Annotated in this window: 15 protein-coding genes; 8 read left to right on the top strand and 7 right to left on the bottom strand. The window is 70.2% G+C overall.

The annotated features are described in order from the left end of the window. Window positions 1–283: 283 nt before the first annotated feature. Window positions 284–601, top strand: a complete 318-nt coding sequence (locus IE226_RS07325; protein WP_190080538.1) for a hypothetical protein — start codon at window positions 284–286, stop codon at window positions 599–601. A gap of 57 nt (window positions 602–658) precedes the next feature. Here the strand turns inward: IE226_RS07325 and IE226_RS07320 are convergent, their stop codons facing one another. Together IE226_RS07320 and IE226_RS45445 are read right to left on the bottom strand one after the other, a co-directional pair. After that, window positions 659–1,246, bottom strand: a complete 588-nt coding sequence (locus tag IE226_RS07320; protein ID WP_190080215.1) for an RDD family protein — start codon at window positions 1,244–1,246, stop codon at window positions 659–661. Between the two features lie 185 nt (window positions 1,247–1,431). Then, complete coding sequence (locus tag IE226_RS45445; RefSeq protein ID WP_190080214.1) at window positions 1,432–3,060, bottom strand: RDD family protein; 1,629 nt, start codon at window positions 3,058–3,060, stop codon at window positions 1,432–1,434. Window positions 3,061–3,305: 245 nt separating this feature from the next. On the opposite strand from IE226_RS45445, the gene IE226_RS07310 reads away from it, so the two are divergent. After that, window positions 3,306–3,785: an SsgA family sporulation/cell division regulator gene (locus IE226_RS07310; RefSeq protein ID WP_190080213.1), complete on the top strand. Its 480-nt coding sequence runs from the start codon at window positions 3,306–3,308 to the stop codon at window positions 3,783–3,785. 29 nt (window positions 3,786–3,814) lie between these two features. On the opposite strand, the gene IE226_RS07305 is transcribed toward IE226_RS07310, so the two are convergent. Beyond that, window positions 3,815–5,194 (bottom strand): FAD-binding oxidoreductase, encoded by a 1,380-nt coding sequence (locus IE226_RS07305; protein WP_190080212.1) that lies wholly within the window; start codon window positions 5,192–5,194, stop codon window positions 3,815–3,817. 98 nt (window positions 5,195–5,292) lie between these two features. Here IE226_RS07305 and IE226_RS07300 point away from each other — a divergent pair, with 98 nt between their 5' ends. Beyond that, the gene (locus IE226_RS07300) at window positions 5,293–6,867 is read left to right on the top strand and encodes a tetratricopeptide repeat protein (protein WP_190080211.1); all 1,575 of its coding nucleotides are present in this window, start codon (window positions 5,293–5,295) and stop codon (window positions 6,865–6,867) included. 22 nt (window positions 6,868–6,889) lie between these two features. On the opposite strand, the gene nthA is transcribed toward IE226_RS07300, so the two are convergent. The 4 genes from nthA to hppD are packed head-to-tail and all read right to left on the bottom strand — an operon-like array spanning window position 6,890 to window position 9,240. Then, the gene (nthA, locus tag IE226_RS07295) at window positions 6,890–7,477 is read right to left on the bottom strand and encodes a nitrile hydratase subunit alpha (protein ID WP_190080210.1); all 588 of its coding nucleotides are present in this window, start codon (window positions 7,475–7,477) and stop codon (window positions 6,890–6,892) included. Next, window positions 7,477–7,764: an SH3-like domain-containing protein gene (locus tag IE226_RS45210; RefSeq protein WP_190080209.1), complete on the bottom strand. Its 288-nt coding sequence runs from the start codon at window positions 7,762–7,764 to the stop codon at window positions 7,477–7,479. Before IE226_RS45210 ends, nthA begins: the two co-directional genes overlap by 1 nt. Beyond that, window positions 7,757–8,047 (bottom strand): SH3-like domain-containing protein, encoded by a 291-nt coding sequence (locus IE226_RS45205; protein WP_190080208.1) that lies wholly within the window; start codon window positions 8,045–8,047, stop codon window positions 7,757–7,759. The genes IE226_RS45210 and IE226_RS45205 overlap by 8 nt, the downstream gene beginning before the upstream one ends. Window positions 8,048–8,079: 32 nt before the next feature. Continuing rightward, on the bottom strand, window positions 8,080–9,240 hold the full coding sequence (gene hppD, locus IE226_RS07280) for a 4-hydroxyphenylpyruvate dioxygenase (RefSeq protein WP_190080207.1): 1,161 nt from the start codon (window positions 9,238–9,240) through the stop codon (window positions 8,080–8,082). Between the two features lie 133 nt (window positions 9,241–9,373). On the opposite strand from hppD, the gene IE226_RS07275 reads away from it, so the two are divergent. The 5 genes from IE226_RS07275 (at window position 9,374) to IE226_RS07255 (ending at window position 13,773) form a co-directional block, all read left to right on the top strand. Beyond that, on the top strand, window positions 9,374–9,844 hold the full coding sequence (locus IE226_RS07275) for an Lrp/AsnC family transcriptional regulator (RefSeq protein ID WP_190080206.1): 471 nt from the start codon (window positions 9,374–9,376) through the stop codon (window positions 9,842–9,844). Between the two features lie 129 nt (window positions 9,845–9,973). Beyond that, window positions 9,974–10,621, top strand: a complete 648-nt coding sequence (locus IE226_RS07270; RefSeq protein WP_190080537.1) for an ABC transporter permease — start codon at window positions 9,974–9,976, stop codon at window positions 10,619–10,621. Next, window positions 10,614–11,903 (top strand): betaine/proline/choline family ABC transporter ATP-binding protein, encoded by a 1,290-nt coding sequence (locus IE226_RS07265; protein ID WP_373306899.1) that lies wholly within the window; start codon window positions 10,614–10,616, stop codon window positions 11,901–11,903. Before IE226_RS07270 ends, IE226_RS07265 begins: the two co-directional genes overlap by 8 nt. A gap of 5 nt (window positions 11,904–11,908) precedes the next feature. Next, the gene (locus IE226_RS07260; RefSeq protein WP_229870665.1) at window positions 11,909–12,808 is read left to right on the top strand and encodes an ABC transporter permease; all 900 of its coding nucleotides are present in this window, start codon (window positions 11,909–11,911) and stop codon (window positions 12,806–12,808) included. After that, the gene (locus IE226_RS07255) at window positions 12,805–13,773 is read left to right on the top strand and encodes a glycine betaine ABC transporter substrate-binding protein (RefSeq protein ID WP_190080205.1); all 969 of its coding nucleotides are present in this window, start codon (window positions 12,805–12,807) and stop codon (window positions 13,771–13,773) included. Before IE226_RS07260 ends, IE226_RS07255 begins: the two co-directional genes overlap by 4 nt. Window positions 13,774–13,861: the final 88 nt, after the last annotated feature.

The following is a 13,861-nucleotide window of genomic DNA, read 5'->3' as shown; positions in this document are numbered from 1 at the left end:
AGGCATGGTCAACAGGCGCGCCCCGCAGTCCACTTGCTGGACATCATGAACCCGTGCGCCCCCTGTGCTGCCGCACCGTGGGTTAGGTCACGCTTACTGGCTGTTCCCGTCGGGCATGGAGCGGATTAGAGTCATTCGTCGGTGCGTCATGGCGCGCGACGACACATCGCAAGTCGTTGCCACCAAGCATCCTTTGATTCGTATACACAGCTTCACATCGGGCACGACCACCCCCGTATCCGCTGTCCCGAGGACGGATTACGCCATGCCTCGTCCCATGCCGCTGCCTCGTCCGACCCCCGCTCAGGCCACCTACGGCACGCTGACGGTCGTCTTCTCGACGCTCGCCATGCTGCTGCTCTCCCAGACGACTTCGGGGATCGGTGTCGCGGTGATAACAGTCGCCGCGCTCGGCCTCGGGTTACTCGTGGCCATGACGGTTCCCCGACCGCGGCCCCAGCCCGCGCCCGCACCCGCGGTCTCCCCTGCCGCCCGGGCCCGGGTCGCCCCCGCCGCCAGGACCGCCACAGAGCGGGTTCCGGTCCAGCGGGCCGCCGCGCCCGTCCTCGCCGACTCCGTACGCGAGCCGGCGGGCCCGTAAAGATCACGGGCCCGCCCGAACTGCCGATGTCCTTGCCGCCGAGGCGGTCTGCGGTGGTCAGCCGGTGCTGACCACCACCGTCTTGGCAGCCTTGTCGTGCAGGCCCTGCTTGTAGGGCTTGTCGAAGAAACTCCAGCCGCCGCAGATCGCCGTCCAGATGCAGGCGCAGCAGAAGGCGAACGGCAGCCAGAGGACGGCCGCGCGGACGAGCGCGGTCTGCAGGGTGGGCGTCGCCCCGTCGTTGAGGTTCGCGACCCGCATCCCCAGCCACTTCTTGCCGAGGGTCTGGCCCGTCCTGGAGATCATGAAGCTGTCGTACGCGATGTAGAGCACGGCGGCGAGCAGGGACTGGCCGAAGCTCTTGCCGTACTGGACCTGGTCCGGGTCGACGTCGAACTCACTGGTGCCAAAGCCCCACGAGAGCAGCCAGACGACCACGCCGACGATGATCATGTCGATGATCCGGGCGAGCACACGCTTACCGCTCTCCGCCAGGGGCGGCATACCGGCCAGCGGATCTCCGGCCCCGCCGTAGGGATCTCCCCCGCCCCCTCCGACGCCGCTTCCCCCGTACGGCGGGGGCTGCTTCCGGAAGGGGTCGTTGTCGTCGGGGGGCGGCGGATACTGCGGCGGTTCGGTACTCATGGGCCGAGTCGACCGCGGGGGCGCCGGGGGCGCATCCGGCGAGGGGCTGTCCGGGTTAAGAACGACCTCGATCGCCGGACGGCCCAAGACCTTCAGCCCGGCCGGAGACTTCCAGCCCGTCCGGCGTTTGAGGACGAACTCGGCGAAGCCGGTGACAGACGGCGCCCAAGGCCCGGGGGCCAGAACTAAGCCACGAACGTTCCCGCCGCCTTGTCGTGCCAGCACTGGCGCCACGGGCGGTCGAACACGCACCACAGGACGCCGACGATCCCGACCACAAGGACCCCCGGCACCACATAGACGAGCCACCGCTTCAGCGCCGCCCCGAACGTCGGCGGCTCGTGCTCCTCGATGTCCCGCACCTGCAGCCCGAGGACCCTCTTGCCCAGCGTCCGCCCCCACTTGGCCGTGGGCAGCACCTCGTAGAGGACGCCGAAGAGGAGCAGCACGGCAAGGACCATCCCCAGATAGCCCGCCGTGGTGCCGTCGAGCAGCCACACGGTGACCTTCTCGCCGGACATCTTCGCCGCGTCGATCTTGCTGTCCACGTGATCGGCGGCCTTCGTGCCGAGCGGCAGCGCCGCCGCGCCGGTCACGGCCACCAGGACGACCGTGTCGATGAGCCGCGCGGCGAACCGCTTGCCGAGCCCCGAGGGCCGCCCGGAAGCCTGGCTCTGCGCCATCGCGAGGAAGGGGTCGTTGGTCACCGGCTTCCACGGCACCACGGGCTGCTGCCCGTCCCCCTCGGCGAGCTGGTGCACCTGCTGCGCCCAGGAGGGCGAGCCGCCGCCGGGCCCCGAGGTCACGGGCGAGGCCGCACCGCCCTGCTGCGGAACGGAGGGCTGTACGGGGGCGGGAGCCGGGGCGGGCGCAGGTGCCGGGGCGGGCGCAGGTGCCGGCGCGGGTGCCGGCGCAGGGGCAGGTGCCGGGGCAGGAGCAGGGGCGGCGGCCTGCGGCGGTACCGCGGCCTGTTCGGGCGCCCGGGTCTGCGACCCCGCACCGGACGACTTCGGGCGGAGCGCCCGGATCGCCATGGTGCCCTCGGTGGCGGGCGAGGGCGCGGTGGGCCGCACCGGTCCCGCGGGCCTGCGGAACGTCACCGTCCCCTCGGTCGGGGGCTGCTGCTTCGGCGTACCGGACGACCCGCCCGGCTTGATCGCACGGATCTGCACCGTGCCGGGCCCGTTCGCCTCCGGAGCAGAAGGGGACGCAGGGGCAGAAGGAGAGACCGGGGCCGCGGGTGACGCAGAGGATGTGGGACCAGGAGAGGGAGTAGAGGGTGTGGTGGGAGAAGAGGCAGGAGTGTCGCCGGAGGCCGATGCGCTCGCCACCCGCGGATCCGCCGCCCTCGCGGCACCCTGCTGCTCGGGCCCGCCCCACGAAATTCGCTGATCCTGTTCGCCGCTGAGCCCCGCCTGCCGAGCAGCGTCCGCTTGCCACGCCGAGGCGGGTTCGGGCTTGGTCCCGTGCTGCGCCGCGTCGGCATCAGCCGCACCGCCTGTCACAGCCTCCGGCGCCGGGGACGGCTCCTCGTCGAAGAAGTGCGGCCCGGTCTCCTCCGCCGAAGGCGTGGACGCGGGCGCGGGCCTGGACTGTGCGGACACCGGCCCGGACACAGATCCGGACGCAGACGCGGGCGCGGACGCGGACCCGGGAGGCGCCGGCAGCGACTCTCCGTCGGTCGGTGCGGGACGGCTGGTCCCGGGCACCCAGGCCGCGCCGTTCCAGTACCGGACATATCCGGGAATGGACGGATCGGGGTAGTAGCCTTCGCGGGGCCTGTCGTCGCCTGGGGCCGGAGTTGGGGCGCTCATGTCCGTCGTCCCGTATCTGCTCGGGGGTCTTTTTGAGGCTCCACATCTATCAGACCTCCGCGCCCCACCGTGCGGGTCCTGCCTCACACGCCACTTTCCGGGCACAGTTCAATCACGTAGTTCCACCACGTGACGAACGTACGCGGAAAAACTTTCCGGAACCCGCGTAACGCTCTGCCGTCCCCGCGCTCTCTCCTTGCACGGACCCGCTCCGGGGTCCCCAACGAGGAAGGAACAGCACCGACATGCACACCGTGGTGGAACGCGAGCTGGAGCTCAAACTCGTCATCTCGCCGGAACGCGCCGTCCCCGTCCCGGCCCGCCTCACCTATCGCACCGACGATCCCTACGCCGTCCACATCGCCTTCCACATCGGCTCCGACCAGCCCGTGGACTGGACGTTCGCCCGCGAGCTGTTGGTCGAGGGGGTGTTCAGGCCGTGCGGGCACGGCGATGTGCGGGTCTGGCCCACGAAGGTCGACGGGCGCAGCGTCGTACTGATGGCGCTGACCTCACCCGACGGTGACGCCCTTCTGGAGGCACCGGCGGCGGCCGTGTCCGCCTGGCTCGAGCGGACGCTGCGGGTGGTCCCTCCGGGTTCCGAGGCTGAGCGGCTCGGCATCGACGACGGCCTCGCCGAGCTGCTCATGGCGACCACGGGCCGCATCGACGAGCTCTGGCTGCGCGACCCGTGGCCCTCCGACGAGTCCAAGGACGGTGAGTGAACTCCGCCGCCACGGGGGCATGCGGAGGGTCAGAACAGCTTGCCGGGGTTGAGCAGGGAGAGCGGGTCGAACGCCGTCTTGATGGCGCGCTGCATCTCCACGCCCACCGGGCCGATCTCGCGGGCCAGCCACTCCTTCTTGAGGACACCCACGCCGTGCTCGCCGGTGATCGTGCCGCCGAGTTCGAGACCGAGGGCCATGATCTCGTCGAAGGACTCGCGGGCGCGGCGGCCCTCGTCGGCGTCCGTCGCGTCGAAGCAGACGGTGGGGTGGGTGTTGCCGTCGCCGGCGTGTGCGCAGACCCCGATCGTGAGGCTGTACTTGTCGGCGATGCGCTCGACGCCTTCGAGCATGTCGGCGAGCTTCGAGCGCGGCACGCACACGTCGTCGATCATCGTCGTGCCCTTGACCGCTTCGAGCGCGGTGAGCGACAACCGCCGCGCCTGGAGCAGGAGTTCGGACTCCGCCGCGTCCTCGGCCGGGACCACCTGGGTGGCACCGGCGGCCTCGCAGAGCGCGCCGACCGCCGCGAGGTCGGCGGCGGGGTCCTGGGTGTCGAAGGCGGCGAGGAGCAGCGCTTCGGTGGTCTCGGGGAGGCCCATGTGGGCGAGGGCGTTCACGGCCCGGATGGTCGTACGGTCCATCAGTTCGAGGAGGGAGGGGACGTGCCCGCCCTCCATGATCCTGCATACGGCGTCACAGGCGGCCTGTGCCGAGCCGAACTCGGCCGCCAGGACGAGCTGTTGCGGCGGCTGCGGTTTCAGGGCGAGGGTCGCGCGGACGACGATGCCGAGGCTGCCCTCGGAGCCGACGAAGAGGCGGGTGAGGTCGTAGCCGGCGACGCCCTTGGCGGTGCGGCGTCCGGTGCTCATGAGCCGCCCGTCGGCGAGGACGACGTCGAGCCCGAGGACGTACTCCGCCGTCACTCCGTACTTCACGCAGCACAGGCCGCCCGAGGCCGTGCCGATGTTCCCGCCGATGGTGCAGGTCTCCCAACTGGACGGGTCCGGCGGGTAGTAGAGACCGTGCTCGTTCACCGCGCGGGAGAGCGTGGCGTTGACGACGCCGGGTTCGACGACCGCGATCCGGTCGACGGGGTTGATCTCCAGGACGCGGTCCATCTTGAGCAGGGACAGCACGATGCAGCCCTCGCTGGCGTTCGCGCCGCCCGAGAGGCCCGTGCGGGCGCCCTGCGGGACCACCGGGACGCGTAGCTCGGTGGCCGTGCGCATGACGTGCTGGACCTGCTCGACGGTGCGGGGCAGGACGACGACGGCCGGGGTGCCCGCGTCGCAGAAGCTCGCCATGTCGTTCGCGTACGAGGACGTGACGTCGGGGTCCGTGAGGACGGCGTCCGCGGGGAGGCCCTCGTCACCGGCGCGGAGGAGTTCGATGAGTGTGCGGCTCATGATCACAGCCTCGCACCCGGGGCCATCGGTGTGAACCCGTGTGCGACGCCGGACCACATGCCGGGATGTGCTCTTCGTATTGACGCACAGTGACTGTCATGGAGATCGAGAGCCGGTCCGGGGCCGAGGCCGCGAAGGACGTGATCGCGGGGGACGCGACCGCCGGGGACGTGGCCGCGAAGGGCGGGCGGTCACCGGCCGCGTCCCGCCTCTGGAGCGAGCCCTCACGGCGTCCGCGCCGGTCCGCTCTCCTGCGGCGCGCTCTGCTCGCCTCGGTCGCCGGGTGCGTGGTGCTCGGCGGCGTACTGGTGCTGTGGCCCGAGCCCCACAAGGCGGTGCCGCCCGCTCTCGGGCCCGCCGGGCGGGCGATGGCGGCGGCGGGTGCCGGGGCGCCCGCCGCGCTGCCGGATCTCACGGTCCTCATCGAGGAGCGGGAGACGCATCTGCGCAGGCATCCCGGTGACGACGAGTCGTGGGCGGTGCTCGGGGCCGCCTACGTCGAGCGTGGCCTGCGGACCGCGGACTCCGCGTACTACCCCAGGGCCGAGCGGGCGCTGCGCACATCGCTGCGGACCGGGCCGCGGGGGAACGCGCAGGCGCTGACGGGTATGGCGGCGCTCGCGAACGCGCGGCACGACTACCGCGGGGCGAAGAAGTGGGCCGAGGGCGCGGTCGCCCTCGCGCCGAAGCGGTGGTCGGCGTATCCCGCGCTGATCGAGGCGTACAGCGGTCTCGGCGACGCGAAGGGCGTGGAGAAGGCCCTGGAGACGCTGAAGGAGCTGCATTCGGGCGCCGCGGTGAAGGCCAGGTCGGGGCAGGTCTACCGGGACCGCGGCTGGCGCGAGGACGCGGCGACGGCGCTGATGGACGCGGCGGCCCTCGCGGAGGGCCCCGCGCAGAAGGCGGTCTGCCTGTACCGGGTGGGCGAGCTGTCGTGGGAGCGGGGCGAGCCCGCGGAGGCGCTTCGCTACTACGAGGCGGCGCTGCACGCCGACCCTGACCACCACCCCTCCCTCGCCGGGAAGGGCCGGGCGCTCGCGGCTCTTGGGCGTACGGCGGACGCGCTGCGTTCCTATCAGAACGCGCTGGTCAGGCAGCCCGCTCCGGAGTACGCCCTGGCTCTCGGCGAGCTGTACGAGTCGCTGGGGCTCGCCCCGGCCGCCCGCGCGCAGTACGACGTGCTGCGGGCCCGGGTGAAGCAGGAGGGGGTCAACGGCGTCAACGACGAACGGGTCCTCGGTCTGTACGAGGCGGACCACGGCGACCCGGAGGCGGCGGTGGGCCGGCTGCGGGCGGAGTTCGAGCGGCACGCGAGTCCGGAGGTGGCGGACGCGCTGGGCTGGGCGCTGCATCGGGCCGGTAAGAGCAAGGCGGGCCTGAAGTACGCCACGCGGGCGACGGAGAAGGGGCCGATCAGCGCGCTGCTCTCCTATCACCGGGGCGAGATCGAGCGGGAGCTGGGCAAGTACGGGGCGGCGCGGCGGCACATCGGTGCGGCGCTGCGCATCAACCCGCACTTCTCCCCTCTGCTGGTCCCGGCCGCCGAGCATGCGATGGAGGCCCTGGGCGAGCCCCCGGACGGCGGCCCGGAGGAGATGTACGCGCCTCCGGGGTCGACCCCCGACCCCATTCCGACGCCGAAGCCCAAGCCGAAGCCCGCGCGGCAGAGCTGACCCCGCCGAGGCTCGCCCGCGGTTACAGCGTCGCCGTGCCGATCAGGGCGTTGCGGGTGACCAGGTCGGTGAGGGCCTGCTCGGTGAGGTCGTCGGTGCCCGCGGGGCGGCGGGGCAGGACCAGATAGCGGGTCTCCGCGCTGGAGTCCCAGACGGTGATCTCGGTGTCGGCGGGCAGGACGCAGCCGAACTCGGCGAGGACCGCCCGCGGTTCGCGCACCACGCGGGAGCGGTAGGCCTCGCTCTTGTACCAGCTGGGGGAAGGGCCGAGGAGCCGTACCGGATAGCAGGAGCAGAGGGTGCAGACGACGACGTTGTGGGTGCGGGCGGTGTTCTCCACGACCCTCAGGCGCTGCGGCTGGACCCCGCCCGCCGCGTAACCGAGTTCGGCCACCGCCGACGTGCCGTCCGCGAGCAGGCGCTCCTTGAACGCCGGGTCCGTCCAGGCCCGTGCCACGATCCGGGCCCCGTTCAGCGGGGACGATCCGGCGAGGAACGCGTCCAGGGCCTCGTCGAGGGCGGCCCCCGCGACGATTCCCCGCTCCTCCAGGAGTGCTTCCAGCTTCCGTACGCGGCGGGAGATCGCCGCATCCGTGTGCGTACCGGACATCAGTGTCCTGCCTCCGCTTCCGGCTCCAAGTAGCTCTCCCACAGGTCGAGCACCACCTCGTGGTCGCCCTCGCCCCACAGCTCGCGCGCGGCGAACCGCACCGCGTACACCTGCTCCAGGGGTGCGTCGCCGCGCCCCTGCGAGCGGATGTCGGCGAGCGGGTGGCGGCCCTCCGGTTCGACGATCACGCCCCGCTTGCCCCTGGCGTACCGGGGCAGGCGGGTGTGGTGCGTCGGGTCGTGGTGGACGGTGCGGACCCGGGCGCCCGAGGCGAAGCGGTCAGTCATCGAGCTCCCCCGCCGCCACGACGCCCTTGCGTTCGAGCAGCACGCGGATCGCGTGGAACCACCGCTCGTAGTACGACGCCGCCAGGTACTCCCCCGGCGGCATCGTCTCCACGGCGTCCCTGAACTCGTCGAGGTTGTAGACGCCTTCGCGGACCAGCGCGCTGTTGAGCGCGAAAACGCGCGCCTCCCAGTCCGCGTGGAAGGGCTCGGTATCGTCGGGGTCGTCGGCGGTGACGACGGGGCCGAAGCCCGTCATCCCGCCGACGTCGTTGATCCTGGCCATGTCCGCACTCTAGCCAGCGATCGCCGCGGGCCCTAGAGGTTGCCGCGCTTCTCCTGCTCGCGCTCGATCGCCTCGAACAGGGCCTTGAAGTTGCCCTTTCCGAAGCCCATGGAGCCGTGCCGTTCGATCATCTCGAAGAAGACCGTCGGGCGGTCCTGGACCGGCTTGGTGAAGATCTGCAGCAGGTACCCGTCCTCGTCGCGGTCGACCAGGATCTTCAGCTCGCGCAGGGTCTCGACGGGGACGCGGGTCTCGCCGGCCCACTCGCCGAGGGTGTCGTAGTACGAGTCGGGGGTGTCGAGGAACTGGACGCCGGCCGCGCGCATGGTGCGTACGGTCGCCACGATGTCGTTCGTGGCGAGCGCGATGTGCTGGACGCCCGCGCCGCCGTAGAACTCCAGGTACTCGTCGATCTGGGACTTCTTCTTGGCGATGGCGGGCTCGTTGATCGGGAACTTCACCTTCAACGTCCCGTCGGCCACCACCTTCGACATCAGCGCGCTGTACTCGGTGGCGATGTCGTCGCCCACGAACTCCTTCATGTTCGTGAAGCCCATGACCTTGTTGTAGAAGGCGACCCACTCGTTCATCTTGCCGAGTTCGACGTTGCCGACGCAGTGGTCGATGGCCTGGAAGGTGCGCTTGGCCGGCGGCTCGACGATCGGCGAGGCGGCGGAATACCCGGGCAGGTAGGGGCCGTCGTAGCCGGTGCGCTCGACCAGCGTGTGGCGGGTCTTGCCGTACGTGGCGATGGCCGCGAGCACGACCGTGCCGTGCTCGTCCTTGACCTCGTAGGGCTCGGTGAGGCCGCGGGCGCCCTGCTCGACGGCGTAGGCGTACGCGGCGCGGGCGTCCGGCACCTCGATGGCGAGGTCGACGACGCCGTCACCGTGCTCGGCGACGTGGCCCTCGATGAAGTGGCCCCAGTCCGTGGAGGCCTTGATGACGGAGGTGAAGACGAAGCGGGCGCCGCCGTTGGCGAGGACGTACGACGCGGTCTCGCGGCTGCCCGTCTCCGGACCGGCGTACGCCACGAGTTTCATGCCGAACGCCGTGGAGTAGTAGTGCGCCGCCTGCTTGGCGTTGCCCACGGCGAAGACGACCGCGTCCATTCCCTTGACCGGGAAGGGATCGGCCTCGCGCGCGGTGTGGGGGGTGGTGTCCGTGTGCTGGGTGTTCGCGGTAGCTGCCATGTGCGCAGGCTCCCGCCGTATCGCAAGGTGCGCAATAGTTTGCGTATTCAGTGGGCAATCTGCCCAGCGACAGGTCAGAGTGAGCGGGCCATCTGTACACGATGCCCACCCTTGATGCGGAGAAGAACGCCCCATGTCGATCGATCATCTGGACGGCAGGCTCATCGTGCTGCTCGCCCGTGAACCCCGCATCGGTGTCCTGGAGGCGTCGCGCCGGCTCGGCGTCGCGCGCGGGACCGTGCAGGCCCGGATGGACCGCCTTCAGTCGAACGGAGTCATCCGCGGCTTCGGCCCGGAGGTCGACCCCGCCGCCCTGGGCTACCCCGTCACCGCCTTCGCCACGCTGGAGATCAAACAGGGGCAGGGTGCCGACGTACGGGCACATCTGGCCACCGTCGCCGAGGTGCTCGAACTGCACACCATCACCGGCCACGGCGACATGCTCTGCCGTCTCGTCGCCCGTTCGAACGCGGATCTCCAACGTGTGATCGACCGCGTCCTGGGTTTTGATGGCATCGTCCGGGCCTCCACGGCGATCGTCATGGAGAACCCTGTTCCGCTGCGGATCATCCCGCTGGTCGAACAGGCGTCAGAGGGCACCTGATGCGGGTAAGTAGCACAACGGACGGCCGGACGGGCTCCACGCGATACGGCCACACGACGTACGCAGCACGCGGGCCCCGGGAGACTCCCGGCGCCGTCTGAACCGCGCCTGGACGAGGTGAGCAGTTCAGTGAACTTCTGGGACTACCTCGGCAACCGCCACCAGCAGTTGCTGACGGACGCCTACCAGCACGCGAGCGCGGTCTTCCAGTGCATGGTCGTGGCGACCGTCATCGGAGTACTGATCGGCGTCATCACGTACCGGAGCGAGTGGGCGGGCAGCCTGGCCACCACGGCGACGTCCACCCTCCTGACGATCCCCTCGCTCGCCATGATCGGCCTGCTGATCCCCGTCGTCGGCCTCGGTGTCGCCCCGACGGTCATCGCCCTGACCCTCTACGGCCTGCTGCCCATCGTGCGCAACGCCATCGTCGGCCTGCGCGGCGTCGATCCCTCGCTGGTCGACGCGGCGAAGGGCATCGGGATGTCGCGCGCCGCACGCCTGGTGAAAGTGGAGCTTCCGATCGCCTGGCCGCCGATCCTGACCGGTATCCGCGTCTCCACGCAGATGCTGATGGGCATCGCCGCCATCGCCGCGTACGCGTCGGGACCCGGCCTCGGCAACGAGATCTTCCGCGGCATCGGCTCGCTCGGCAGCAAGAACGCGCTCAACCAGGTACTCGCGGGCACGCTCGGGATCATCGTCCTGGCCCTGCTCTTCGACGCCGCGTACATCCTGATCGGCCGCCTGACCATTTCGAGGGGTATCCGTGTCTGAGACCACCGCGACTTCCACCGATGGGGCGACGGCCGAGGGCGCGGCGGCCCCGCACGAGACCACGGGCGCGACGATCGAGCTGGAGAATCTGACCAAGCGGTACGCGGGCAGCGGCGACCCCGCGGTGGACAGCGTCAACATGGAGATCAAGGCGGGCGAGATCGTCATCCTCGTCGGCCCTTCGGGCTGCGGGAAGTCGACCACGCTGAAGATGATCAACCGGCTCATCGAGCCGACCAGCGGCCGCATCCGCATCGGCGGCGAGGACGTCACCGACATGGACCCGGTGAAGCTGCGCCGCAAGATCGGGTACGCGATCCAGTCGTCCGGGCTCTTCCCGCACATGACCGTCGCCCAGAACATCGCCCTCGTGCCGAAGATGATCGGCTGGGGCAAGGCGAAGACCAAGTCCAGGGTCGAGGAGATGCTCGACCTCGTCGGGCTCGACCCCGGCGAGTTCCACGGCCGCTATCCGCGCCAGCTCTCCGGCGGCCAGCAGCAGCGCGTGGGCGTGGCACGGGCCCTCGCGGCCGACCCACCCGTCCTCCTGATGGACGAGCCGTTCGGCGCGGTCGACCCGATCACCCGCGACCACCTCCAGGACGAGCTGATCCGGCTCCAGCACGAACTGCACAAGACGATCGTCTTCGTCACGCACGACTTCGACGAGGCGATCAAGCTCGGTGACCGTATCGCCGTCCTGCGGGAGCGTTCGCACATCGCGCAGTTCGACACCCCGGAAGCCATTCTCACCAACCCCGCCGACGACTTCGTCTCCGGTTTCGTGGGCGCGGGCGCGGCTTTGAAGCGGCTCAACCTCACCCGCGTACGGGACGTGGAGATCGCCGACTTCGCGACGGTGACCGTCGACGACCCGCTCCAGGACATCTTCGACAAGCTGCGCTCCAGCGGTACGAACGAACTGCTGCTCCTCGACAAACGGCGCCGCCCCTACAAGTGGCTGCGCCGCGGTGACCTGATGCGCGCCGAGGGTTCGCTGGCCCGCGCGGGCACCCTGGTCCACGACACGGTCACCCGGGACGCCACGCTGCGCGACGCGCTCGAAGCGGTCCTCACGGACAACGCGGGACGGGTCGCGGTCACCGGGCGGCGCGGCGAGTTCACCGGCGTCGTGGACATGCAGACGCTGCTGAACTCCGTCCACGAAATGCTGGAGGCCGACCGGCTCGACGCCGTGGAGCACCAGCACGAGCTCCAGGAGCAGCGCGCCCTGCTGACCCACCACGAGCAGGAGGGCAACGGAGGGGCGGCGAAGGCGTGAGCGGCATCCACGGGAACGGCCCCCGGATCCCCGAGCACACACCGGCGCCCGGCGACGGACCCGGTCCACGGCCAGAGGGCGAGCACGAGGTCAAGGGCCATCTCTTCCGCGACACGGGCGAGGGCGAGCCCGAGCCGCCGCCCCCGTCGGTGGCCACGGGCCGGACACGGCGCATCGGCTGGCTGAAGCTGACCGTCCTGCCCGCGTTCCTCGCCCTGCTCCTGCTCCTCACCTGGCTGTGGTTCCAGCAGGCGGACCTGGACTCCATCTCGAAGAACGCCCTGGCCGACGGCAATGTGTGGCTCAGGCTGCGCCAGCACATCCAACTGACGGCGATCTCCACCTTCTTCGTACTGATCATCGCGATCCCGCTCGGCATCCTGCTGACCCGCAAGAAGCTCCGCAAAGGAGCGCCCGTCGCGATGGCCCTCGCCAACATCGGCCAGGCGACCCCGGCGATCGGCCTCCTCGCCCTCCTGGTGATCTGGATCGGCATCGGCGAGAAGGCGGCCCTGATCGGCATCATCATCTACGCCGTCCTGCCGGTCCTCTCCAACACGATCGCGGGACTGAACGCCAACGACCCGACGCTCCTGGAGGCCGCGCGCGGCATCGGGATGTCGTCGTGGGGAGTCCTCGGCAAGGTCGAACTGCCGCTGGCCGTACCGCTGATCCTCGCGGGCGTGCGCACCGCCCTCGTGCTGAACGTCGGGACGGCGACGCTCGCCACCTTCGGCGGTGGCGGCGGGCTCGGCGACCTCATCACCACCGGCATCACCAATCAGCGGATGCCGGTCCTCATGCTCGGCTCGATCCTGACGATCGCGCTCGCGCTGCTCGTGGACTGGCTGGCCTCCCTGGCCGAACTGGTCCTTCGTCCGCGAGGTTTGGAGGCCGGGTCATGAGGGTCACGTTGCGTACGGCGGTGGTCGGCGTGATGGGCGGGGCCCTGCTCGCGGGCTGCGGCCTCACCAGCGGCAGCCCGATGGTGGACGACGTGAAGCCGGGCACGATCGGCAAGGGCCTGCCCCTGAAGGGCGCCGACCTCACCGTGGCGTCCAAGGAGTTCACCGAGCAGCTGATCCTCGGCGCGATCATGGGCATCGCCTTCGAGGCGGCCGGCGCGGACGTCCTCGACCGGACGGGCATCCAGGGCTCGATCGGCGCCCGCGAGGCCGTCAAGAGCGGCGACGCGGACGCCATGTACGAGTACACGGGCACCGCCTGGATCACGTACCTCGGCAACTCCGAACCCATCGACGACCCGCACAAGCAGTGGGAGGCGGTGCGCAAGGCGGACGCGGAGAACGGCGTCACCTGGCTGTCGCCCGCCGAGCTCAACAACACCTACGCCCTCGCCTTCAACGAGAAGAACGCGGCCAAGTACAAGACGAAGACGCTCTCCGACGTGGCGGCCCTGTCGAAGTCGGACCCGAAGGCGGTCACGCTGTGCGTGGAGAGCGAGTTCTCCTCCCGCGAGGACGGCCTGCCCGGCATGCAGAAGGCGTACGGGATGAAGATCCCGAACTCCAACATCACCAAGATGGACACCGGGATCATCTACACCCAGGCCGCCAAGGGCTCGTGCACGTTCGGCGAGGTCTTCACCACCGACGGCCGCATCAAGGCGATGAAGCTGTCGGTGACGGAGGACGACAAGCACTTCTTCCCCAACTACAACGTCGCCCCGGAGATCAACAGCAAGTCCCTGAAGGAGCACCCGGAGATGGCGGAGGTCCTGGCCCCCATCACGAAGAAGCTCAACAACAAGGTGGCCAGGGAGCTGAACTCCAAGGTGGATGTGGACGGGCAGGATCCACATGAGGTGGCCTTGGACTGGTTGGTGCGGGAGGGGTTCATCAAGGAGTAGTCCCGGCCGGGCGCGTACCGGAGCCACAGCCTCCGGAAGTTACAAAGACTCCGTTGCAAAGAAAGGGTTGCAGCGGAGTCTTTGCATA

The organism is Streptomyces longisporoflavus, from assembly GCF_014649775.1.
GTDB lineage: Bacteria > Actinomycetota > Actinomycetes > Streptomycetales > Streptomycetaceae > Streptomyces > Streptomyces longisporoflavus.
The sequence above is the reverse complement of the archived record's forward strand: the minus strand, read 5'-3'. Positions and strand labels throughout refer to the sequence as shown.

What these genes read in the sequence shown, in the direction of transcription:
- IE226_RS07310 (WP_190080213.1), top strand. Translation starts at nt 3,306, where the DNA reads ATGCACACCGTGGTGGAACGCGAGCTGGAGCTCAAACTCGTCATCTCG.
- IE226_RS45210 (WP_190080209.1), bottom strand. Translation starts at nt 7,764, where the DNA reads ATGACTGACCGCTTCGCCTCGGGCGCCCGGGTCCGCACCGTCCACCAC.
- IE226_RS07300 (WP_190080211.1), top strand. Translation starts at nt 5,293, where the DNA reads ATGGAGATCGAGAGCCGGTCCGGGGCCGAGGCCGCGAAGGACGTGATC.
- IE226_RS07320 (WP_190080215.1), bottom strand. Translation starts at nt 1,246, where the DNA reads ATGAGTACCGAACCGCCGCAGTATCCGCCGCCCCCCGACGACAACGAC.
- IE226_RS45205 (WP_190080208.1), bottom strand. Translation starts at nt 8,047, where the DNA reads ATGGCCAGGATCAACGACGTCGGCGGGATGACGGGCTTCGGCCCCGTC.
- IE226_RS07275 (WP_190080206.1), top strand. Translation starts at nt 9,374, where the DNA reads ATGTCGATCGATCATCTGGACGGCAGGCTCATCGTGCTGCTCGCCCGT.
- IE226_RS45445 (WP_190080214.1), bottom strand. Translation starts at nt 3,060, where the DNA reads ATGAGCGCCCCAACTCCGGCCCCAGGCGACGACAGGCCCCGCGAAGGC.
- nthA (WP_190080210.1), bottom strand. Translation starts at nt 7,477, where the DNA reads ATGTCCGGTACGCACACGGATGCGGCGATCTCCCGCCGCGTACGGAAG.
- IE226_RS07255 (WP_190080205.1), top strand. Translation starts at nt 12,805, where the DNA reads ATGAGGGTCACGTTGCGTACGGCGGTGGTCGGCGTGATGGGCGGGGCC.
- IE226_RS07305 (WP_190080212.1), bottom strand. Translation starts at nt 5,194, where the DNA reads ATGAGCCGCACACTCATCGAACTCCTCCGCGCCGGTGACGAGGGCCTC.
- hppD (WP_190080207.1), bottom strand. Translation starts at nt 9,240, where the DNA reads ATGGCAGCTACCGCGAACACCCAGCACACGGACACCACCCCCCACACC.